Genomic DNA, 21,249 nt, shown 5'->3' with positions numbered 1-21,249 from the left:
TATAAAAGATGAAAAAGATATTAATAAATACAATTACCATTTTTACATTGCTATTGATGGTCAATTGTTCCAAAGATGATTATTCTTTTGGGGAATTAACTTCCCCTACTAATTTAACTGTTACCTATGAGTTGATTGGAAAAACAACAGCAATGCCAGATGGTGATGGAACAGGAAAAGTAAAGTTTACCGTAAAAGCAGATGATGCTATTTCTTATAAATTTGTTTTTAGCGACGGTACTACTGAAAATGCACCTAGCGGTGTATTTGAAAAACGATTTACAAAAACAGGTGTTAATACTTATACGGTTATCGTAATTGCTTCAGGAAAAGCTGGAGTAACATCTAATACAACTGTTGATGTTAAGGTGTTAAGTACTTTTAGTGATAATGAAGCAGTTACTTTGTTAACAGGAGGTACCTCAAAAAAATGGTATTTTTCTGCTTCCGAAGTAGGACATTTAGGGGTAGGACCAAACAGTTCAGATGCAACGCAAAACTATTATGGTTTTTGGTACCAAGCAGCCGCTTTTGAAAAAGCAGGAGCAGCAAGTAGTAGTTGTTTGTATGATAATGTATTGACTTTCTCATTAGTTGGAGGTCAATTGAAATTTAACTTAGACAATGGAGGAAAAACTTTCTTTAATGCATCGTACTTAAGTGTAGGTGGTGGATCAGGAAGTGAAGATTCTTGTTTGAATTACACAGTTTCTGGAACTAAATCAGTTTCACTAAGCCCATCTGAGTCGGTTATCTTAAAAAACCCAAATGCGGCTACTCAAACAAGAGGTACATTAATGACTATTGCTGATTCTGGTTTTATGGGGTATTATATTGGACAAAGCACGTATGAAATTTTGTCGATTACTGAAAACAGAATGGTGGTTAGAGGCCTCATGGGTGGAGACGCAGGAGTTGCATGGTATCACACTTTTACAACAACTAAACCAACACAAACAGTTACTGATTATACAAAATTAGTTTGGTTTGATGAGTTTAATACAGATGGAGCGCCTGACGCTACAAAATGGGCTTATGACTTAGGTGCTGGCGGTTGGGGAAATAGCGAATTGCAAACCTATACTAGTAGTGCAGATAATGTTATTGTTTCTGGTGGGAATTTAAAAATCACTGCGAAAAAAGTAGGAAGTGGATATACTTCAACGCGATTAAAATCAGAAGGTAAATACAAGTTCACCTATGGTAAGGTAGAAGTAAGAGCCAAATTGCCTGCAGGTGCAGGAACATGGCCAGCAATCTGGATGTTAGGTTCAGATTACGCTACTAATACTTGGCCAGGTTGTGGAGAAATAGATATTATGGAACACAAAGGAAGTGAGCCTAATGTTATTCATGGAACATTACATTACCCTAATAATTCTGGTGGTAACGGAAATGGAAGTACTAAAACAATTGCTAACGCCTCTACTGAATTTCATGTTTACAAAACTATCTGGAGTCCAGCATCAGTAAAATTATATGTTGATGACGTATTGTTTCACACTGTAGCAAATAGTAGCAGTTTGCCATTCAATAAAGATTTTTTCATGATAATGAACGTAGCCATGGGAGGAACTTTTGGAGGAGCAGTTGACTCTGCCTTTACTCAATCTTCAATGGAGATAGATTACGTAAGAGTGTATCAATAATTAGGTATATATTTATCAGATTGAAAGGCCGGATTTTACCGGCCTTTTAATTTTGATATAAAAAAAAAGGAACCCATGAAAAATAATTTAAAACTTATGTTAACAATCATTACTGCCAGCCTTACGGTTGTTGCTTGTAGTGATAAAATCATGAAACCATCCGTTTCTTATATGAAAGATAATCCTTTAGAAACTAGGGTAGATTCGATTTTAAAGTTGATGACTTTAGAAGAAAAAATAGGACAACTCAACCAGTACAATGGTTTTTGGGAAATTACAGGACCAACTCCAAAAGAAGGGCAAGCCGCCAAAAAATATGCCGACTTGAAAAATGGTTTGGTAGGTTCGATGTTGAATGTCAAAGGAGTAAAAGACGTTAGAGCGTTACAAAAAATTGCGGTGGAAGAAACCCGTTTAGGTATTCCATTAATTTTTGGATTTGATGTGATTCATGGTTACAAAACGATTAGTCCTATTCCATTAGCTGAAGCAGCAAGTTGGGACTTAGTGGAGATTAAAAAATCGGCAGCAGTCGCGGCCGAAGAAGCAGCTTCTGTTGGATTAAACTGGACATTTGCACCCATGGTGGATATTGCTCGTGATGCCCGTTGGGGACGTGTGATGGAAGGAGCAGGAGAAGATCCTTATCTAGGAAGTCAAATCGCAATTGCTCGTGTACAAGGCTTTCAAGGAGACGATCTAAAAGCTAAGAATACAATTTTGGCTTGCGCCAAGCATTTTGCAGGTTACGCTTTCGCCGAATCAGGTCGTGATTACAATACTGTTGATATAGGAGAATCTACTTTGCAAAACATTGTTTTTCCTCCTTTCAAAGCGGCTCTTGATGCAGGAGTGCGAACGTTTATGAATTCGTTTAACGAATTGAATGGAATTCCTGCTACCGGAAATAAATACCTACAAAGACAAATCTTAAAAGACGATTGGAAGTTTGATGGTTTTGTGGTGTCTGACTGGGGCTCTATTAACGAAATGATTGCACACGGTTATGCAAAAGACAGCAAACAAGCTGCAGAGATAGCCATTAATGCAGGTTCTGATATGGATATGGAATCTAGTGCTTATGTAGAACATTTAGCGGAATTAGTAAAAGAAGGAAAAGTAAAAGAAAGTACAATTGATGATGCAGCTCGAAGAATTCTAAAAGTGAAATTTGAGTTGGGTTTATTTGATAATCCGTATTTGTATTGCGACGAGAACTATGAAAAAGAAACAGTAGGGAAACCTGCTTTTCAAGATGCAGTTCTCGAAATGGCGAAAAAGTCAATTGTTCTCTTAAAAAACGAAAAAGAACTTTTACCACTTAAACAATCAGGTCAAAAAATAGTGGTTATAGGAGCATTGGCAAATGATAAAACTAGCCCATTAGGAAGTTGGAGAATAGCTGCCGATGATAATTCTGCGGTTTCATTGTTAGAAGGATTAAAAAAGTATAAAAGTAACAGCTTATCTTATGTAAAAGGAGCTGATGTTGCTGTAGGTCGAACTCAATTTGTTTGGGAAACTAAAATCAACATGACTGATAAAAGCGGACTTGTAGAAGCAATTAATGCTGCTAAAGGTGCAGATGTAGTTATTATGTCTTTAGGAGAACACGGTTTGCAATCTGGAGAAGGCAGAAGTAGAACTGATCTTGGTTTGCCTGGAGTACAACAAGAATTGTTGGAAGAAGTGTATAAAGTGAATCCTAATATTGTTTTGGTTTTAAACAATGGGCGACCATTGGCCATTCCTTGGGCAGATGAGCATATTCCGGCTATTGTTGAGGCTTGGCAACTAGGAACGCAAAGTGGGAATGCTATCGCACAAGTATTGTACGGGGATTACAATCCAAGTGGAAAATTGCCTATGACTTTTCCTAGAAATGTTGGACAAGTACCTATTTATTACAATTATAAAAATACAGGTCGACCTGTGATGAATGAGCCAGAAAGTGTTTTTTGGTCACATTATATAGATGAGAAAAATACGCCTTTGTATCCATTTGGTTATGGTTTGAGTTATTCTAAATTTGAATACTCTAATTTAGAATTAAGTCAAAAATCATTTTCAGACAATGGTCAAATGGAAGTATCTGTAACATTAAAGAATACGGGGAAATACGCAGGAAAAGAAGTAGTTCAGTTATATATCCGTGATTTATTTGCTTCGGTAACACGTCCAGTAAAAGAATTAAAAGGATTTGAAATGATTGAATTACAACCTAATGAATCCAAAAAAGTGTCTTTTATAATGAATAAAAAAACAATTGAGTTCTTTACGGCTAATTCAAAATGGGAAGCTGAAGCAGGTGATTTTAAAGTGTTTGTAGGAGGAAGTTCTGTGGAAACATTAGAAGGGGATTTTCAATATTTAAATAACTAGTAAATGAATAAATTCTTAATATTACTAATGGTATGTTCGATTTCGTTCGCCCAGCCAAAAGGTAAAAAATTAGTTTGGGAAGAAAACTTCAATGGCAAAAACTTAAACAAGGAAATTTGGAACGTAGAACTGGGAGATGGTTGCCCTAATTGTGGTTGGGGGAATAGTGAAAGACAGCTTTACACTAATGAAAATCATAAATTCGTAAAGGGAAACCTTGTAATCACTGCTAAAAAAGAAGAGGGTAAATATACCTCTACTCGAATCACGACCAAAGGGAAAAAAGAATTTCAATATGGTTATTTTGAAGCAAAAGCAAAGCTACCCGTTGGGAATGGCATATGGCCAGCTTTCTGGATGTTAGGATCTAATATTGATAAAGTAGGTTGGCCAAAATGTGGAGAGATTGATATTTTAGAGTATGTAGGGAGAGAGCCCGATATGGTTTTTACTTCTTTACACACACAGGACAGTCACGGAAATACGATCAATACAAAAAAAACAAAGTTTGAAGATATTGAGGACGGTTATCATATTTACGCAATGGATTGGTCTAAAGATAAAATAGATTTTTTTGTCGATGGTAAATTAGTATACACTTTTAATCCAGAGCATAAAACGGAAGCTATCTGGCCTTACAATCAACCTTTTTATTTTATTGTTAATGTAGCAATTGGTGGAAATTTTGGAGGACCGGCTGTGGATGATTCTATTTTTCCGCAAGATTTTTCTGTAGATTATATCAAAGTTTACCAATAAATAAAGGAGACACCGTAAGAAAAGTAGCAAGTAAATTTAAACTTGCTACTTTTTTTGTTTTTAGCGTGTTTTCATCTTTTTGATATTAAATTGTCAGTCTTTAATATATGAAAATTACGGGCAGCAATGGTCTTCAAGTTTTTTCAGCATCCTGCAAAACTGTTTAAATGGAATCTTTAACTCCTTGTTTTTAACACTTTAAAGCTTAGGCTGTTAAATTTTCTTAATTTTATTTGTTTGTTAGCGTAAATATTTGTTAAATTTGAGTATTGAATTAACATTAAACAAAAATTAGCCTATACCATAAAACTACTTTTAGAAAAAATTACTCCAAATTTTAAACAAAAACTAAAAGGTATAACTATGGCTAATATACAACCCCCAGACGCTTTATTGGTACAAAATTATGTAGCAGGTAATGAAGAAGCCCTTTCCATATTAATTAAAAGGCATGAATCAAGAATCTACGGATTTATCTATTCTAAAATTTCCGATAGAGATATTTCAAATGATATTTTTCAAGACACTTTTATTAAAGTAATCAAAACGTTAAAATCTAATTCATATAACGAGGAGGGTAAGTTTTTACCTTGGGTTATGCGAATCTCACACAATCTTATTATTGACCATTTTAGAAAAAATAAGAAAATGCCTTTATTCAGAGAAACAGAGGAGTTTTCCATTTTTTCGATCATGTCAGATGATTCCCCTACAATTGAAAATAAAATCATTTCTGATCAAGTAGAAAGAGACATAAAAAAACTAATTGAAGAGTTGCCTCTTGACCAAAAGGAAGTTTTAGTGATGCGTATGTATCAGGATATGAGTTTTAAAGAAATTTCTGAAATCACAGGGGTTAGTATTAATACGTCCTTAGGTAGAATGCGTTACGCTTTAATGAACTTAAGGAAAGTTATTGACAAACATCAAATAGTTTTAACTAATTAACAATATATAGATATATGCTGCGTTATTAATGAAAACAAATTAATCACAGCATGGCAAAAATCTACTCTAAAAAATCATTAGTCACTAAGACAATGAAACCACGAAAAGAAGTCGTTTCTTTTTTGTTAAATTATTCAAAGGCATTAAGCATGATAGAAATTGATAATCATAGTTTTGAAATTATTTCGAACTAGGACAACAGTTAGTTTCAGTGCTTAAAAATGAAGTTCTATTGAGGAACTTGAATTGATAAATTTCACTAATTTGTATTCCAAATTAGTGAAATTTATTTTTTATAGTACCCATCTAAAACCGTTTTTCTTCCTACCGTTTTAGTGATGATGTCTTTTTCTAAGTCCCAACCTCTTGCAGGAGAATATTGTCTTCCGTACCATATGATTTGCAAGTGCAAATCGTTCCATATTGCCTCTGGAAAAATTCGCTTCGCATCTTTTTCAGTTTGAATCACATTTTTACCATTAGTCAAATTCCACCTATACATTAAGCGGTGAATATGCGTGTCTACCGGGAAAGCCGGAACACCAAAAGCCTGAGACATCACCACACTCGCGGTTTTATGTCCTACCGCAGGCAATTCTTCCAGAAACTCGAAACTTTGAGGCACTTCACCTCCGTGTTTATCAATTAAAATATGGGATAAGCCATGAATTCCTTTCGACTTCATTGGCGAAAGCCCACAAGGGCGTATAATCGCTTTTATCTCCTCTACAGACATTTTTATCATGTCGTACGGATTATCTGCTTTCGCAAAAAGTAATGGCGTAATTTGGTTAACTCGTACGTCTGTGCATTGCGCAGAGAGCAGCACCGCGATCAACAAAGTATATGGGTCCTTATGATCTAAAGGGATGGGAATGGTTGGGTATAATTCTTTTAACGTATTTATAACAAATGTTACCCGTTCTTGCTTAGTCATTTTTGTATTTTTATATCTTGTAAAAATAATATAAATTTTAGGATGTGCCTAATCCAGCTGTTCATTACAAGTCCTCCTTTAAAAATCCTTTTTTCTAAGTCGATAAAGTAGCTTCCTGCCGGTCGCGCTTTATAATCAAGAAAAAACAGTTTTTCAGTCCGGGCTTTCCATTACTATCTGGGGCATTTCATAGAGTATAAACAAAAAAATATGACAACATTAAAAAAAGGAGATAAAGCACCTGATTTTTCAGGATTAGACCAAGACGGTAATTCTCATAAATTAGGAGATTATAAAGGAAAAAAATTAGTTGTTTTCTTTTATCCAAAAGCAAGTACACCAGGTTGCACGGCCGAAGCCTGTGATCTTAGAGATAATTTTGAACGTTTTAAAGCGAATAACTATGAGCTTCTAGGAGTTAGTGCCGATGCACAAGCGCAACAAGCTAAATTCAAAGAAAAATATGATTTCCCGTTTCCGCTATTGGCAGATGAGGATAAATCAGTAATTGAAGCTTTCGGTGTATGGGGGCCTAAAAAGTTTATGGGAAAAGAATACGATGGAATTCACAGAACCACTTTTGTAATTGACGAAAATGGAGTTATCGATGAAGTAATCGAAAAAGTGAAAACTAAAGCTCATGCTGACCAGATTCTAAAGGAGATTTAGAAGTAATCATTTTTACTAAATAAAAAAGCCAAGAAAGTAAAATTTACTTTCTTGGCTTTTTTATTTTATAGACCAAATTGTTTGTCTTAGCAATCGGTATTCAAATTATTTTCGTTCAAAATTTTCGTCGGATTGTATCCAAAAAGGCTATGCTCTTTAATTATTTCAGCAATACCGGAAGGAAGCATTGGTTCCCAGCCTGGTTTTCCGTCGCTAATCATTTTTAAAACCTCTCTTGAGAACACCTCCAAAATTGCAGGATCATAATCATCAATATCAACTACTTTTCCATTGAATTTGAAGAATTTGTACAATTCTTTCATTCTAGGATGTACTTTTAGATTTTCTGAAGTAATGATATCCCCATTCTCATCAAGCATTGGATATAAAAACACCTTCATATCGCGGAAGAATAATTTACCGAAAGCCTCCAAGATTCCTCCACTTAAATGGCGATAGTATTTTTCATCAAAAATATCAACCAGGTTATTTACTCCCATGGCTAATCCCATTCTTGCTTTGGTATAGTTGGCAAAATACTCAACCACTTTATAATATTCTTGGAAATTTGAAATCATTACCGTTTGTCCCAGTGAACAAAGCAATTCAGCTCGGTCCATGAAATCGCGTTCGTCAATTTCACCGTCGGAACGTAAATTTGATAATGTAATTTCAAAAACAACTAGTGTATTTTCTTTCTCAACTTTATTTTCTTCAAGAAACATCTTCAATGATTTCTCATACATGTCCATGTTTACTTTCGTAACAGGACGGAAACTACCTCTTAGTGCAAGAATGTTCTTTTTATACAATATTGCTGCAGGAAGTATGTTTCGGCCTTGAGGATCAAACATAACGGCATCAGTCATTCCGTTTTTTACTAATTGTAAACTCATCAAACGATTGTCTACATCTGCAAAACGAGGACCTGAGAAATTTATGGTATCTATTTCTAGTTGGTCTTTGTCTAAATGATCATATAAATAACGCAATAGTCGTTTAGGGTCATTGTATTTATAGTAAGCACCATAAATTAAGTTCACCCCAAGGATACCAAGTGTTTCTTGTTGTAATCGAGCATCAGTCTCTTTAAAACGAATATGAAGTATAATTTCGTTATAGTCTTCATCAGGCTCAATTTGGTAACGGATACCTACCCATCCGTGGCCTTTAAATTGTTTGGCGAAATCAATTGTAGCAACAGTATTGGCATAACTAAAAAACATTTTATTAGGGTGTTTTTCTCTGCTCAATCGCTTTTCAATTAGCTCACCTTCCATGGTAATCATTCTCTTGAGTCGGTTTTCTGTTACATACCGACCATCTTTTTCTATACCATATATAGAATCACTAAAATCTTTGTCATAGGCTGACATTGCTTTTGCGATAGTTCCGGATGAACCTCCAGATCTAAAAAAATGTCTTACAGTTTCTTGTCCAGCACCAATCTCGGCAAAGGTTCCATATATATTTTCGTTCAAATTTATACGTAGAGCTTTATCTTTTATTGAGGGTATTTGTGCGATGACTTTGTCACCTTTTAGTTTTATTTCTGTATCCATTATATTTTAAATATGGCTAATATGATACAAAGTTAGTTAAATAGGTTTCTAATGAAAGAGAATTAATCCTATTTTTGTAAAAAAATTAAAGAGCAATTGAAAGTATATTTTTTAGGCACCGGGACATCACAAGGAATTCCTGTCATTGGGAGTAATCATCCTGTATGCAAAAGCATTGATTTTAAGGATAAAAGGCTGCGTGTTTCGGTTTGGATTAGTTGGGATGATCATTCCTACGTTATCGATTGCGGTCCTGATTTTAGACAGCAAATGTTGGCGTCTAATTGTCAAAAAGTAGATGGAATTCTATTTACTCATGAACATGCAGACCATACTTCCGGTTTAGATGATATTCGTCCGTTTAATTTTAAACAAGGAGAGATTCCTATTTATGCCCATCATCGGGTGATTAATAACCTTAAGGAACGTTTTGATTATATTTTTAGAACAGAAAATAGATATCCGGGTGCACCTTCGGTAAAAACCATTGCTGTTGTCAATAATGAACCATTTCAAATAGGAAGCAAAGTTGCGATTCCTGTAAATGTAATGCATGGTGATTTACAAGTTTTTGGCTATAGAATTGATGATTTTGCTTATCTTACTGACGTGAAAACAATTGATGAAAGTGAAATTCATAAACTTAAAGGTTTAAAAGTGTTAGTAATAAATGTACTAAGGGAAGAACAGCACTTCTCCCATTTAAACTTAGAAGAAGCCTTGGATTTAATTGCGCTACTAAAACCTGAAAAAACATATTTGACACATATTAGTCATGTCTTTGGTTTTCATGAAGAGGTACAAAAAAAGTTGCCTGAAAATGTTTTCCTTGCTTATGATAATTTAGAAATTACACTATAATAAATAATTAAAATGAAAAAATCGTTTCTGCTCTATGCCTTTATAATACTGGTTCTTATGAATGTTTTTACCTACAGCTTTTATAGTAGTGAGGTCGCTTTTGAACAAAACAGATATGAAAAAACAACTAAAAAATTAAAAGATAGTTTGACTTCAGTTACTGCTAAATTGACTGATGCTAATTATTTTTCTTTAGAAAAAAATGAGAACGCTCAAAATTATTTTGACTCCGATGATGCGGAAAAAATGATTAAGTATGAAGAATTAATTCCTTATGTAACGGAGAAATTATTGGATTATAATTCAAATCCAAAAGGGAATCCTTATGTAGGCCAAGATCAAATAGGGGCTAACAAATTTATCATCAATAAAGTAAAAATTCTAAATCACAGATGGATTATCGCTGATTATAGTGATGGAGAAATTTGGGGTGAAGTGCTTCTCAAATATTTTGTGAATAGTGATGAAAGCATCTCATTTGAAGTAAATCAAACCTTATTGTATCAGAAATAAAAAAAAGGTTCCAAAATTTGGAACCTTTTTTTTATTTGTATTATAACCAATTTTTGAAATCAGCAAAAATCTGTGGCGATATTCCATGACCAATAGGATATTCTTTATAGACTGATTTTATTTCTAATGCATCTAAAAATGGTGTTGTTTTGCGAGCCCAGTTTACTGGGATTACTTGATCAACGACACCATGGGAAGCAAATATACTTAGTTTTGATAGATCATTATTTTTGTAATTATCTTCAAAAATCTCATCATTTATATAGCCGCTCAAAGCAATTACTTTATTGATCTTTTCTGGATGTGATAAGGCAATTGCGTAACTCAATATCGCTCCTTGGCTGAAGCCAAGCAAGGAAACTGCTTTCGGATCAATCGGATAATTAAGAATTAACTCATCGATGAAACCAGCAATTAAATCTCTAGAAGATTTTGCTTGTTCATTATCTGAAAATTTATTTTGGTCTGCATCAAAATTGATGGCATACCAGGCGTAACTACCGTACTGTAAGTCATAAGGTGCTTGTGCAGATATTACATAATACTCAGCAGGAAGTTCATTTGCAAATGAAAATAAATCTTCGGCATTGCTGCCGTATCCGTGAAGTAGAAGTAAAAGTGGGTTTTTGTCTAATTTTATTTTTGGTTCTCTAATGAGATATTGTAAAGATGAATTCATTTTGTTTATGGTTTTAAAAAACTATGTCAAAGTTTTAAACTATGGCATAGTTGAGGAATTTTTAAAATTAATATTTAGGAGATACTTGAAAACCATTTTTGGAATAATGCACCCAATAAAGGCATCGGTTTTGTTTCTCCTTTTATGGCGCTGAAGATACCATATGACCACAGTACTGAAACGAAAATCCACATTGGAGCGGAAATAAGCAGGCTGTCAAAATTACTAATAATTAAGCCTAGTGAGATAAAAGTAAGCGTTATTCCCAGTCCTTGACGGATATGAAATGAAGCAAATGTATTTTTATCTTCTGAGTTCATGGACATGGCAATAAAAACGCCTATACCTAAAATATAGCTGGTAATAGCTGCTGTTTTTCCTTTTTCAATGGTATTATTCATATTGTATGATTATGCTAATATTAATTTTCCTTGGTTTACGATTCCGTACACTTTTCCTTTTGTTTCCGTTCCCAGAAATGCTGAGTTTTTAGATTTTGATAAGATGGCAGCTTTGGAGAAAATACCTTTTCCTTCTGGTGTGAATAAACTCATGTTTGCTTTAGCTCCTTCTGCAATAGGATGACTTTCGATACTAAAAACTGTTTTTCCTGAAGTCAATTTTTCTATTACTTTTTCTAGTGGTAAAACAGTCATCAAAGCACCATAAGCACTTTCCAGTCCGATAGTTCCATTTTTAGCCATATCAAACTCCATTTTCTTATGTTCAATATCCATAGGATTATGGTCTGATGTGATCATATCGATGGTATTGTCTAATACTCCTTTGAGCAATGCTTTTCGGTCTTTCTCGGTACGCAATGGAGGCGAAACTTTAAATCGGGTATCAAAACCTTCCAGTTTTTCATCCGTCATTACTAAATGATGTACGGCGGCGCTACAGCTAACCTGCAGTCCTTTTGATTTGGCATCTTTAATTAATTGAACTGATTTTGCAGTAGAAACAGTTGGGATGTGCAACTTACCTCCAGTATATTCTAATAAAAATAAATTTCTGGCAATTTGTAGTTCTTCAGCTAGATTTGGAATTCCTTTTAACCCTAACCGAGTTGAAACAATACCTTCATTAACCACGCCTTGTCCTTTTATTTTTTCGTCTTGAGGAAATACTATCACTAAGCCATCAAAATCCTGAACATATTGCAACGCTATTTTGAGCAAATTAGCATTGTCTTGACTTTTATTATAATCACCAAAGGCAACCGCTCCGCAGTTAGTCATATCAAATAGTTCCGCCATATCTTTTCCTTCACTTCCTTTTGTCAAAGCACCAATTGGGAAAAGCTGTGTAGCGCTTCCAATTGCTTTATTCTGAACAAAGTTAACTTGGGATTGATTGTCTATAATAGGGAAGGAGTTGGGTTGTAAAGCGATAGCGGTAAAACCACTTTTTGCGGCAACACTTAATCCATTTGCAATGGTTTCTCTATCTTCATAACCCGGTTCTCCCAGTGAAACGCTACTGTCAAACCATCCTTGTGATACGTGGAGATTATCGAGTTTTACTTCTTCGGCTTTATCTGTATTGGGAAGGGAAGTAGCTATTTTTTTTATAATACCATCTACAACTAAAATATCTACTGTCTGATTGTGAAAAGGACTGTTTGAATCGATAATTTTTGCTTCTCGGAGGATAAATTTCATATATAGAGACTGTTTTTTTTAATTCTAGATTCTAAAAACAAATAATTTATTTCATGAATCGTATGATTGCCATTTCAGTGACTAGAAAGAGCAGTGCAAAGATAACAAACCATTTCCAAATTTGATTGTCCAAACGGTTGGTTTGTAAAGTATCAAATGCATTTGCCACGGAATCAATTATTTTATACTCAGAAAGTACGTTTTCATTGACTGCGCTAAGATCACTTTCTGTTCTGTCGTAGTTAAAACTAATGTTTTCTAAAAGTTCTTTTTGGTTGTAGATTCCGTAATTACCCGCTTCTTCTGGATAATCATTAAAAGTTAATTTCACCTTGTCATTTATGATTCGTTGAATCGGTATAAAACTTTCCGCTGAATTGGTAACGGTTAAAACCGCATCTTTCGATAGTGCAACATCAACAAGAAAAGGATTTGTGTTTCCAATCGTAAATGCATTTATACCTTTTGGCTGGTTGTTCATTGCCATTTTATAAAAAGTGGGAACGATAAGAGGAGACTGTTGGAAATTTGAATTTGCAGTATTTATTGGAGCCGAAAAAACATACACGGTAGAAAGTGCATTTGGTAATGCAGTTAAGAAAGTACTTTGATCGTCATTATATAGCGCTGCCGGATTTGTATTGGATATTGTAAAGGAACCGTTTGTTTTCGGATATTGGAAATTAGTAATTCTGTTTTCAAAAACAGCTTTAAACAACGGATGATTGAAATTGATTTTAGTGATCAATTTCTCTACATTTTCAAAAGGTTTAAATTGGATGGCTCCAAAATTTCCGAGAAACTGGTTTAAGTTTACTGATGTATCTTTATCTGAAGGAATAACGACAAGACTACCGCCCTTTTCTACAAAAGATCGTAAAGTAGTTTGTAACGCTTGCGGAATATCATCGAGTTCATTTAATATAATTACATCTTGTTTTTCAATGTTATTGTAATCTAATATGCGAATAGTCGAATTGACAAAATTGAACTCATTATCCGTATAAATCCGACTTAGGAAGTTGCTTTTTTCGGGTTCTCCAATGCTAATAATATTGGTTTTTTTTATTTTGGAAATCGTGAAATATAAAGTATTGTCGTAGGCAAGACCATTATCTGTGATAGAGACATAACCGTGAAATGGTTGTTTTGGAATAGTAAAATTGATGCTCTTCCTTTTAGTTTCAAAGTTAACAGCCGTTTTTGCGACTAGTTTGGTTTGATTGTAAACCGCTATTGGAACCCCTTTGAAATCAGTGCCGTAATGCGACAATTCAACTGTTATATCATAGAAGTCATCAGATATTTCATTAATGTACACACTATCGATTGAAGTGTTATTTTTTTGTTCTGCTCTTGGGATTATAAAATAAGTGACATCATTTTTATCCCTGTTTTTAAGTTGTTTTTCAGTAAGGCCTACTGCATCTGTAATAATAATGATGTCTTTTTTAAATGCGGATTTATGTGCTTTAATTTTTGCCATAATGTGATCCAACTGAAATGGCGAGGCACTGTATTTCAGATTTTGGAGGGAGCTACGAATTGATTTGATATCAGTGTCCCAAAAATTTTCAGAATTAGTCAGTAACGAAAAAGTACTGTTTTCCGGAGTGTCTTCAAGTAATTCCTGAACGGCCCGTTTTAATAATTCTCCTTTTTTTCCCTTGGCCTGCATACTAAATGAATTGTCTAAAATAATATACATCTCATTTGTTGCATTCTCTTTGTCTTTTGCTTCAAAAAAAGGTTGGGCAAAAGCGACTACTATACAAGAAATCAATAATAATCGGCAGCTAAGAAGCAGCCATTTTTTTATTTTAGAACTTTTTCTGGTTTGCACTGATAGCGCTGATAGGAATCGAACATTAGTGAAGTATTCTTTTTTAAAACGGCGAAATTGAAATAAATGAACCAAAATTGGTACGATCAAAAGGAAGAGAAAGTATAAAATTTCAGGATGTTTAAAATGCATTCTTACGTCGAGTTTACTGCATTGGATTAAATTCTCAATGAAGTTGCAACCAAAAATACAAATTTGTTAACAGTTGCAAGACGCTAATGTTTAAATTTTTTATTGCAGACTCAATTTTCTTTTTTATTTATAACAAATCAAATTTTAATGAACTTTATATTTTTTCACAGCTGTAAACAGACTGCGATATATTATGTATTTTAGCTTTTAAATATAATTTACGAAAATGAAAAAACAAATTACTACACTTCTGTTAGCTTTAATGTGCTGCAGTATTCAAGCACAAGACAATAAATTCAATTTGGTTATAGGTACTTATACAAAGGGATGTGAAAGCAAAGGGATTTATGTTTATGATTTTGATGTAAAAACGGGTGATTTCAACTTTAAAAATGCTTCTGAAAACACTGTAAACCCAAGTTATTTAACTGTTTCTGCAGATAGTAAGTTTGTATATTCTGTAAATGAGAATGGTAATGAAAGTAAAGTAAGCTCTTTTGCTTATGCGCCAAGTAGTGGTAAATTAGATTTTATAAATTCACAGAAGTCTATGGGGGCAGATCCTTGTTATATTATTAATGATGATAAAAATGTAATTGTAGCTAATTATTCTGGCGGAAACATTGGAGTTTTTGGTAAAAGTCGCGACGGAAGTATTGGCGAAGCAAAACAAGTAGTTCAACACTACGGTAAAGGAAGTAACGCTAGTAGACAAGAAGGACCGCACGTTCATATGGTTCAATTTTCTCCAGACAAAAAGTTTGTTTTATCGAATGATTTAGGGAATGACAAGGTGTATTCGTATGAGTACAATCCAAATGCAAGTGCAGCAGCGTTAAAAGTAAAAGATAGCTTTGTTGTAGAATCAGGAAGTGGTCCAAGACATTTAACTTTTAGTAAAAATGGGAAGTATGTCTATCTATTACAAGAACTTACTGGAGGTTTGACGGTCTTTTGTTACTCGAAAGGAAACTTGAAAAAAGTGGGTCAAACTACTATTTTAGCCAAAGATTTTAAAGGAAGTTTCACTGGAGCCGACATACATATTTCTCCTGATGGTAAATTTTTATATGCTTCAAACCGTGGGGAAGCGAATACTATTTCAATTTTTAAGATCTTAAAAAACGGAAAATTAGAATCGAAAGGACAGGTTAGTTCGCTGGGTAAAGGGCCAAGAAATTTTGCAATTGATCCAACTGGAAAATTTCTTTTAGTAGCACATCAATATACGAATGACATTGTCATATTTAAAAGAGATAGTACTACTGGCGCACTAACTAACACTGGAAAAAAAATAGAGTTGTGTGCTCCGGTATGTTTGGTTTTTACTGAAAATAATTAGTATTCAATTTTCATAAAAATTTGTGTAAATTTGTGTTTGCTCATAAGAAAAAGGCTAGAAATGAAAATCATTTCTAGCCTTTTTTTGTTTTTAGTCTTTCGACTTATGGATTTTTAAAAGTCCTATTTATTCTTATCTTTCCTTTTCTTGTCTCTCGTTTTTAACATATTACGATTGACAGATCCATGCGTTTTTTTCTTGGTGACACCTGGTCCTCCCAAATTGACTTTCTTATTCTTTTTACTTTTTTCTTGAAAAGCTCCATCGCCATCAAGCGTTTTCTTTTTCATTAAGAACTTAACGACTTGTCTTTCTTTTTCTGGTTCAATTAACTTTGCTGAAACCTCCACCTCTTCAGGGAATGCTTCAATAGGTAATTCCATATTCATTAAGACCTCAATTTCCACTTTTGCTTCTTCTTCTCTAGGAGCAATAAAACTAATTGCTTTTCCAGATTTATCAGCACGCCCAGTTCTACCTATACGGTGCATGTATAATTCTGGCATCGCTGGCATTTCGAAGTTGATAACATGGGTAATATTAGAAATATCTAATCCCCTAGCCATAATATCTGTAGTAATAAGTCCGCGTAGATTTCCTTCTTGGAAAGAAGCCATCGTACTCAAACGGTAATTTTGTGATTTATTAGAGTGAATTACTCCAAATTGATCTGCAAAATCTTCATCGATACGAACATGAAGCATATCTGAAATTTTCTTGTTATTTACGAAAATTAAAACACGACTCATGTCTTCATTTTCTTGTAACAAGTGTTTCAATAGATTTACTTTAGTATTAAAATTAGGTGCATTGTAAGCGACTTGCTGAATGTTTTCTAATGGTGTTCCAGAAGCCGAAAGAGTGACCTCTTGCGGATAATCAAAATAGTCATTTAAAATTGCATCTACTTCATCTGTCATAGTTGCAGAAAACAATATGTTTTGACGTTTTTTAGGCATCATGGCCAAAATCGCTGTCAACTGAGTACGAAACCCTAAATTCAACATTTCGTCAAACTCATCGATAACTAGTTTTTGCATTTCTTCAAAACGGATCACATTGTCTAATGTTAAATCCATTATTCTTCCAGGTGTTCCTACAAGAATGTCGCAACCTTGGTATATCGTTGTTTTTTGGGTATTGATATTAACACCACCAAAAATACCAACGGTACGAACCGACATATATTTGGTCAATTTTTCCACTTCCTCTACTACTTGAACTACAAGTTCACGCGTAGGGACAAGGATTACTATTTTTGGAGTATGTCCAGGAAGAAATTTGTATAATTTTAATAAGGGCAATAAATAGGCAAATGTTTTACCAGTTCCTGTTTGGGCAATTCCCATCATATCACGACCTGACATTATCACAGAAAAAGTTTTTTCCTGAATAGGAGTAGGGGTAGTAAATCCTAGATCGTCTATTGCTTTTTGGACTGATTTTGGAAGATTGAATTGCTCGAAAGTGGTCATAAAACGTATATTTTGTGCAAAGATACAATTTTTGAAAGTAAAGATGCTAATTGGGAGGTAATCTCCTATAATTACACTTTAGCTGCTTCTGTTTTTAATAGCTAAAAATGTTTTTTTTTATTTAAATCGGAGATCCCAAGTCAAAGTAATATTGTAAATCCAAAAGTAATTGCCTTGATCAAAAGTGATCTCTTGATGAGTTACACCAAACTGTGCTCCCCAAGCATTTACTTTATTATTAGATGTAAAATAATACCCCACATTTATTTTTTGAGATTTCAAATCTACAACTGCACCTTCATTTCCGCTGAAATTGAATTGGTTAATTTCAGGGGAAAAACCCATACCAAAAATAGCACCAAAATAATTGTCAGCATCACTCCTGTATTTTCTATACGTAAATGTTCCAGAAGTACTAGTTCCATTATCTCCCGGAGTAATATAGGGGCGAAAAGATAGGTAGCTGTTTCCGGTGTACCAACCTATCGAACCGGTATATATGTTAGTGGTTGTACTGTATTTTAAAGAACGGAATCCCAGTGAGGCTTCTAAACTATGCGGTAATGATTTGTACAATTCCGCACCGTATCTTAAATCGGGAAAAAGAAAAGTGTTGGCAAAACCAATGTTTAAATAAGCATATAGTCCGTTTGCTATTTTAGGGTACAAATCAAATTCGATTTGTGTTCCATTTTCATTAAACCGTCGATTATAATTAAATTTACTAATAATAGTACCGTATTTTGTTTGTCGGCTATAGTTTAGCGTATAGTATTGCATGGGGTCAAAAACTTCAGAGTACAAGTCTACAGCCGCAGTTATACCAATAGTATTTTTTCTAAGCGTTTGGTTTAAATTTGCTTTGAAGCTTAGTGCATTTTCATCCTCTGGATTTTTATCCAATATTGATTCAATACTATTTAAGGCCTCAAGTGGGTTATTCGTACTTTTTTCGGCGGATGCTTTCAAATAAAGAAGTTCAGAATCTTCTGGGAAAAATTTCAATGCTTTTTTTGACATTTCTAAAGCAACAAATGGCGACTCACTCCAAGATTCATTTTTTATAGCAGCAACCCAGTTTGCTTTATTCTTAGGGTCTTTATCTATAACATAGGCAAACTCAGTCCTTGCTTTTTTATAGTCTCCGTCCCAAGAATAGGTAGTAGCCAGGAAAGTTCTGATGTCGTGATAGTCAGGGTATTTTGTTATAATATGCCTAAGTGTATCTTGCGCCTGTTTCCGTTCTTGATTAAAAGCTAGATTTCGAGCAGTTTCAAAAGAGGTATCTGGGTTACCATTATATATTTTCTCTTGTGCTTGCATATGTATTGCAAAACAAAAAGAAAGTATAAAAGACAGTTTGGTCGTTATTTTTGAAATCATTCTTTAAAGGATTTTTTGATTTTAAGGTATTCCGTGTTTTTAGGATATTTTTTTATAATGCTATCCATGATTTTTTCAGCCTTAGGAATTGCATTTGTTCTTTGGTATGCCTGAGCGAGTTTAACACTCAGTTCTGGACTTTTTACTTCATTTTTCAAAGCTAGTTTTGCAATTGTAATCGCTTTACTATTTTGGTCGGACCACCAGTAAACGTCCATTAAGGCTAGGTAGCTATCCTCATAGTATGGAGTTCTTTTTATCACATTCAACAACTCTGTTTCCGCTTTAGGATAATCGCCGTCCCATGCTAATGTTCGCGCTTTTAAAGTACGTACGTCACCATAATTAGGAAGTTCGTTTAGAATGTAATTACACAATAATCGAGCTTTCTTATGCTCTTTGTTAAAGGCAAAATCACGGGCAAGGAAAAAGATTTCATCGTAGCTTAATCCTTTGGTAAGTTTTTTTATTGTAACCATTTCTTGCTCAGAAAACTGGAAAGCAGGCTGAGTATAGATGTTGAGGACATTGGATATAATTTTATTCTTTTTAGTCAGGTATGCATTTAATTTTTTAGCTTCATTTAAAGAGTCTCCAATCGTTTTTAATAGCGCTGCATCATTTATTTTTTCAATGTCGAAATTGGCGTTGATTTTAAACAATTCTCCATCAGAATATAGGTAGTCTTTATAGATATAGTCATTTATACTTCCTTTGTAACGCATTAAAGGAATTTGGTGAATGTTTCTAAATTTTTTGACAGTATCTAGACCTTGGCTCATCCATGTAGTTTTTTCCATTTTGTTTAATTTATAATTATTCATTAAAAATGAAATTAAACTAGGAGTTACATCCCAATGAGAAGAAATAGATTTAAAGCTTTCTGCTTTTTTTAGCATCGGACTGTAGATGTACAAAGGCACATGGAAGCGACATAATTTGTCTTTTTGATTGATAGGAATTAACCTGTGATCTCCCGTAATTATGAATATGGTGTTTTTGTATTCAGGTCTTTTGGCATACGATTGCATAAAGTTCTTGATAGAATTATCAGTATACAAAAGACAGGCAAAAATATCTTTGTACGCTTTAATCTCTCCTTTGTTTATTCCTAAATTAGGATTAGCATTTGCAATGCTATCGACCTTTTTTAGATATACATTTTTTGAAGGGAAATCAAATGGCTCATGATTCGATAAGGTCATGATTATATCTAGGCGCGGCTCTTTTTTGCCATTTAAATCAGAAAGTGTTTTTTTAAATATCTCTGCATCGGGATATCCCCAAGAGAATCCACCTGAATTTTCTTTTGTTTTGGTAAAGCCAGAACCAAATTTATTTACATCAATCACATTATCAATTCCGTTGTATTCTAAGAAATTAATCTTTCGGTCAAAACTGGATTCATCTCCACTATAATAAGAAGTGGTGTATTGGTTTGCTTTTAGAATACTAATCAAAGAAGTGTGGGATGGTAATGGATTAAGCTCTAGAAATCCTTTTTCGCCGTAAGGCAAAGAACCTAACAATGAGGGAACAACTCCAAAAGTTCTTCCGGCATTACTAATGAAATTTTCCCAATAAAGTGATTTTGGAATCATAGAATCTAAGAAAGGTGTAAATCCTCTATAGGTGTTTTGTCCAATGAATTCGCTCCCTAAACCTTCTACGATGATCATTACGATATTTGGTTTTTCTTCGTGAATATCAAAAAACGGACCTAAAACATCTGGTGTAGAACTAAAAGGCTGTACTAAGGGATATTCCTTTTTGTAGAATAAATTATCAGTGTCTGTTAAGCTTTTGTCATTTTGAAAGCGGATAATATCGCTTGTAAAAAAGTACATTTTGTTTTGATAATTCGAAGCCGAAACATCAGGTATAAATAGCTTTAAACCTCCCAAAATTAAAACAAGTACAGCTGCAGTAATGTAAATCCCCTTTTTAGTGGTAAACCTAACGAAGGCACTATTGATACCTAAATAAACCATTGGAAGAAGAACAAAAGGCAAGAAGTAGAGGTAAGATAAAGACTCTGAAGCCGTTACAGTAGTGTACATGTCGTCCATCGAGTAGCCTAAAATGTCAGCTCCCAAGTTGATAAGTGTAGTCAGGCTGTACTTTACTAATGCAAATTGGCCAATTATAATCAAACAAAACAGTACTTTTATCAGTATTTCATCTATAGGCTTCTTAACGAATACAAAAGCAAGGTATAAGGGTAAGAATAACAAACCAATTATTAATCCTGTCCAGAAATCATTTAATAATTTAAATGATAACGTAGTTGTAAGGTCTTGTATTTGAATTCCGCTTGCAGTTTTAGAGTAGATTTCAAATATTGTGATTAGCCAAAAAGTAAATATTAAAGAGAGTGTTAGATAAATATATCTAAAGCCATTTTTAAAAGAAAATGCATTCTTTTTTTTCTCTGTGTTCTCCATATTTTTT

17 protein-coding genes are annotated in these 21,249 nt (G+C 33.9%); 8 read left to right on the top strand and 9 right to left on the bottom strand.

The window, feature by feature from the left end:
* Nucleotides 1-8 precede the first annotated feature (8 nt).
* From AAC069_RS06695 to AAC069_RS06680, 4 genes are all read left to right on the top strand, one after another.
* Entirely contained in the window at nucleotides 9-1,649 is a 1,641-nt protein-coding gene (locus tag AAC069_RS06695) for a glycoside hydrolase family 16 protein (protein WP_339919710.1), read from the top strand.
* A gap of 75 nt (nucleotides 1,650-1,724) precedes the next feature.
* Entirely contained in the window at nucleotides 1,725-4,031 is a 2,307-nt protein-coding gene (gene bglX / locus AAC069_RS06690; protein ID WP_339919709.1) for a beta-glucosidase BglX, read from the top strand.
* Between the two features lie 3 nt (nucleotides 4,032-4,034).
* Entirely contained in the window at nucleotides 4,035-4,790 is a 756-nt protein-coding gene (locus AAC069_RS06685) for a glycoside hydrolase family 16 protein (RefSeq protein ID WP_339919708.1), read from the top strand.
* Between the two features lie 363 nt (nucleotides 4,791-5,153).
* Nucleotides 5,154-5,738 (top strand): sigma-70 family RNA polymerase sigma factor, encoded by a 585-nt coding sequence (locus AAC069_RS06680; protein ID WP_339919707.1) that lies wholly within the window; start codon nucleotides 5,154-5,156, stop codon nucleotides 5,736-5,738.
* A 286-nt stretch (nucleotides 5,739-6,024) separates the two neighbouring features.
* Here the strand turns inward: AAC069_RS06680 and nth are convergent, their stop codons facing one another.
* Complete coding sequence (gene nth / locus AAC069_RS06675) at nucleotides 6,025-6,675, bottom strand: endonuclease III (RefSeq protein ID WP_339919706.1); 651 nt, start codon at nucleotides 6,673-6,675, stop codon at nucleotides 6,025-6,027.
* Nucleotides 6,676-6,885: 210 nt separating this feature from the next.
* On the opposite strand from nth, the gene bcp reads away from it, so the two are divergent.
* Nucleotides 6,886-7,344, top strand: a complete 459-nt coding sequence (gene bcp / locus AAC069_RS06670; protein WP_339919705.1) for a thioredoxin-dependent thiol peroxidase — start codon at nucleotides 6,886-6,888, stop codon at nucleotides 7,342-7,344.
* 86 nt (nucleotides 7,345-7,430) lie between these two features.
* Here bcp and AAC069_RS06665 read toward each other — a convergent pair whose 3' ends face one another.
* Entirely contained in the window at nucleotides 7,431-8,906 is a 1,476-nt protein-coding gene (locus AAC069_RS06665) for a TonB-dependent receptor (RefSeq protein ID WP_339919704.1), read from the bottom strand.
* Nucleotides 8,907-9,002: 96 nt separating this feature from the next.
* On the opposite strand from AAC069_RS06665, the gene AAC069_RS06660 reads away from it, so the two are divergent.
* Entirely contained in the window at nucleotides 9,003-9,767 is a 765-nt protein-coding gene (locus AAC069_RS06660; RefSeq protein WP_339919703.1) for an MBL fold metallo-hydrolase, read from the top strand.
* 12 nt (nucleotides 9,768-9,779) lie between these two features.
* Nucleotides 9,780-10,280 carry a hypothetical protein gene (locus tag AAC069_RS06655; RefSeq protein WP_091090218.1) on the top strand — a complete coding sequence of 167 codons (501 nt, stop codon included), beginning with the start codon at nucleotides 9,780-9,782 and terminating at the stop codon, nucleotides 10,278-10,280.
* Nucleotides 10,281-10,320: 40 nt separating this feature from the next.
* Here the strand turns inward: AAC069_RS06655 and AAC069_RS06650 are convergent, their stop codons facing one another.
* The 4 genes from AAC069_RS06650 to AAC069_RS06635 all read right to left on the bottom strand — a co-directional run bounded on the left by AAC069_RS06650 (nucleotide 10,321) and on the right by AAC069_RS06635 (nucleotide 14,598).
* Nucleotides 10,321-10,959 carry an alpha/beta hydrolase-fold protein gene (locus tag AAC069_RS06650; protein WP_339919700.1) on the bottom strand — a complete coding sequence of 213 codons (639 nt, stop codon included), beginning with the start codon at nucleotides 10,957-10,959 and terminating at the stop codon, nucleotides 10,321-10,323.
* A gap of 74 nt (nucleotides 10,960-11,033) precedes the next feature.
* A complete protein-coding gene (locus tag AAC069_RS06645) occupies nucleotides 11,034-11,360 on the bottom strand; it encodes a hypothetical protein (protein WP_074723179.1) in 327 nt (108 codons plus the stop codon).
* 9 nt (nucleotides 11,361-11,369) lie between these two features.
* Nucleotides 11,370-12,623 carry a dihydroorotase gene (locus tag AAC069_RS06640; protein ID WP_339919699.1) on the bottom strand — a complete coding sequence of 418 codons (1,254 nt, stop codon included), beginning with the start codon at nucleotides 12,621-12,623 and terminating at the stop codon, nucleotides 11,370-11,372.
* 46 nt (nucleotides 12,624-12,669) lie between these two features.
* The gene (locus AAC069_RS06635; protein ID WP_339919698.1) at nucleotides 12,670-14,598 is read right to left on the bottom strand and encodes a BatA and WFA domain-containing protein; all 1,929 of its coding nucleotides are present in this window, start codon (nucleotides 14,596-14,598) and stop codon (nucleotides 12,670-12,672) included.
* A 226-nt stretch (nucleotides 14,599-14,824) separates the two neighbouring features.
* Between AAC069_RS06635 and AAC069_RS06630 the strand changes: the two genes are divergently transcribed.
* Entirely contained in the window at nucleotides 14,825-15,940 is a 1,116-nt protein-coding gene (locus AAC069_RS06630) for a lactonase family protein (RefSeq protein WP_339919697.1), read from the top strand.
* Nucleotides 15,941-16,062: 122 nt separating this feature from the next.
* Here AAC069_RS06630 and AAC069_RS06625 read toward each other — a convergent pair whose 3' ends face one another.
* The 3 genes from AAC069_RS06625 to AAC069_RS06615 form a co-directional block, all read right to left on the bottom strand.
* A complete protein-coding gene (locus tag AAC069_RS06625; RefSeq protein ID WP_339919696.1) occupies nucleotides 16,063-17,415 on the bottom strand; it encodes a DEAD/DEAH box helicase in 1,353 nt (450 codons plus the stop codon).
* Nucleotides 17,416-17,532: 117 nt separating this feature from the next.
* Entirely contained in the window at nucleotides 17,533-18,798 is a 1,266-nt protein-coding gene (locus tag AAC069_RS06620) for a YaiO family outer membrane beta-barrel protein (RefSeq protein WP_339919695.1), read from the bottom strand.
* Nucleotides 18,795-21,242, bottom strand: coding sequence for a sulfatase-like hydrolase/transferase (locus AAC069_RS06615; protein ID WP_339919694.1), 2,448 nt, complete (start codon nucleotides 21,240-21,242; stop codon nucleotides 18,795-18,797). Before AAC069_RS06615 ends, AAC069_RS06620 begins: the two co-directional genes overlap by 4 nt.
* Between the last annotated feature and the right edge of the window lie 7 nt (nucleotides 21,243-21,249).

It is taken from the genome of uncultured Flavobacterium sp. (assembly GCF_963974175.1).
Lineage (GTDB): Bacteria > Bacteroidota > Bacteroidia > Flavobacteriales > Flavobacteriaceae > Flavobacterium.
Note: the sequence above shows the minus strand (reverse complement) of the source record. Positions and strands in the feature narration are given on the sequence as shown.

Coding starts and splice junctions, on each gene's coding strand:
- AAC069_RS06695 (WP_339919710.1), top strand. CDS start 9: ATGAAAAAGATATTAATAAATACAATTACCATTTTTACATTGCTATTG.
- bglX (WP_339919709.1), top strand. CDS start 1,725: ATGAAAAATAATTTAAAACTTATGTTAACAATCATTACTGCCAGCCTT.
- AAC069_RS06685 (WP_339919708.1), top strand. CDS start 4,035: ATGAATAAATTCTTAATATTACTAATGGTATGTTCGATTTCGTTCGCC.
- AAC069_RS06680 (WP_339919707.1), top strand. CDS start 5,154: ATGGCTAATATACAACCCCCAGACGCTTTATTGGTACAAAATTATGTA.
- nth (WP_339919706.1), bottom strand. CDS start 6,675: ATGACTAAGCAAGAACGGGTAACATTTGTTATAAATACGTTAAAAGAA.
- bcp (WP_339919705.1), top strand. CDS start 6,886: ATGACAACATTAAAAAAAGGAGATAAAGCACCTGATTTTTCAGGATTA.
- AAC069_RS06665 (WP_339919704.1), bottom strand. CDS start 8,906: ATGGATACAGAAATAAAACTAAAAGGTGACAAAGTCATCGCACAAATA.
- AAC069_RS06655 (WP_091090218.1), top strand. CDS start 9,780: ATGAAAAAATCGTTTCTGCTCTATGCCTTTATAATACTGGTTCTTATG.
- AAC069_RS06650 (WP_339919700.1), bottom strand. CDS start 10,959: ATGAATTCATCTTTACAATATCTCATTAGAGAACCAAAAATAAAATTA.
- AAC069_RS06645 (WP_074723179.1), bottom strand. CDS start 11,360: ATGAATAATACCATTGAAAAAGGAAAAACAGCAGCTATTACCAGCTAT.
- AAC069_RS06640 (WP_339919699.1), bottom strand. CDS start 12,623: ATGAAATTTATCCTCCGAGAAGCAAAAATTATCGATTCAAACAGTCCT.
- AAC069_RS06635 (WP_339919698.1), bottom strand. CDS start 14,598: ATGCATTTTAAACATCCTGAAATTTTATACTTTCTCTTCCTTTTGATC.
- AAC069_RS06630 (WP_339919697.1), top strand. CDS start 14,825: ATGAAAAAACAAATTACTACACTTCTGTTAGCTTTAATGTGCTGCAGT.
- AAC069_RS06625 (WP_339919696.1), bottom strand. CDS start 17,415: ATGACCACTTTCGAGCAATTCAATCTTCCAAAATCAGTCCAAAAAGCA.
- AAC069_RS06620 (WP_339919695.1), bottom strand. CDS start 18,798: ATGATTTCAAAAATAACGACCAAACTGTCTTTTATACTTTCTTTTTGT.
- AAC069_RS06615 (WP_339919694.1), bottom strand. CDS start 21,242: ATGGAGAACACAGAGAAAAAAAAGAATGCATTTTCTTTTAAAAATGGC.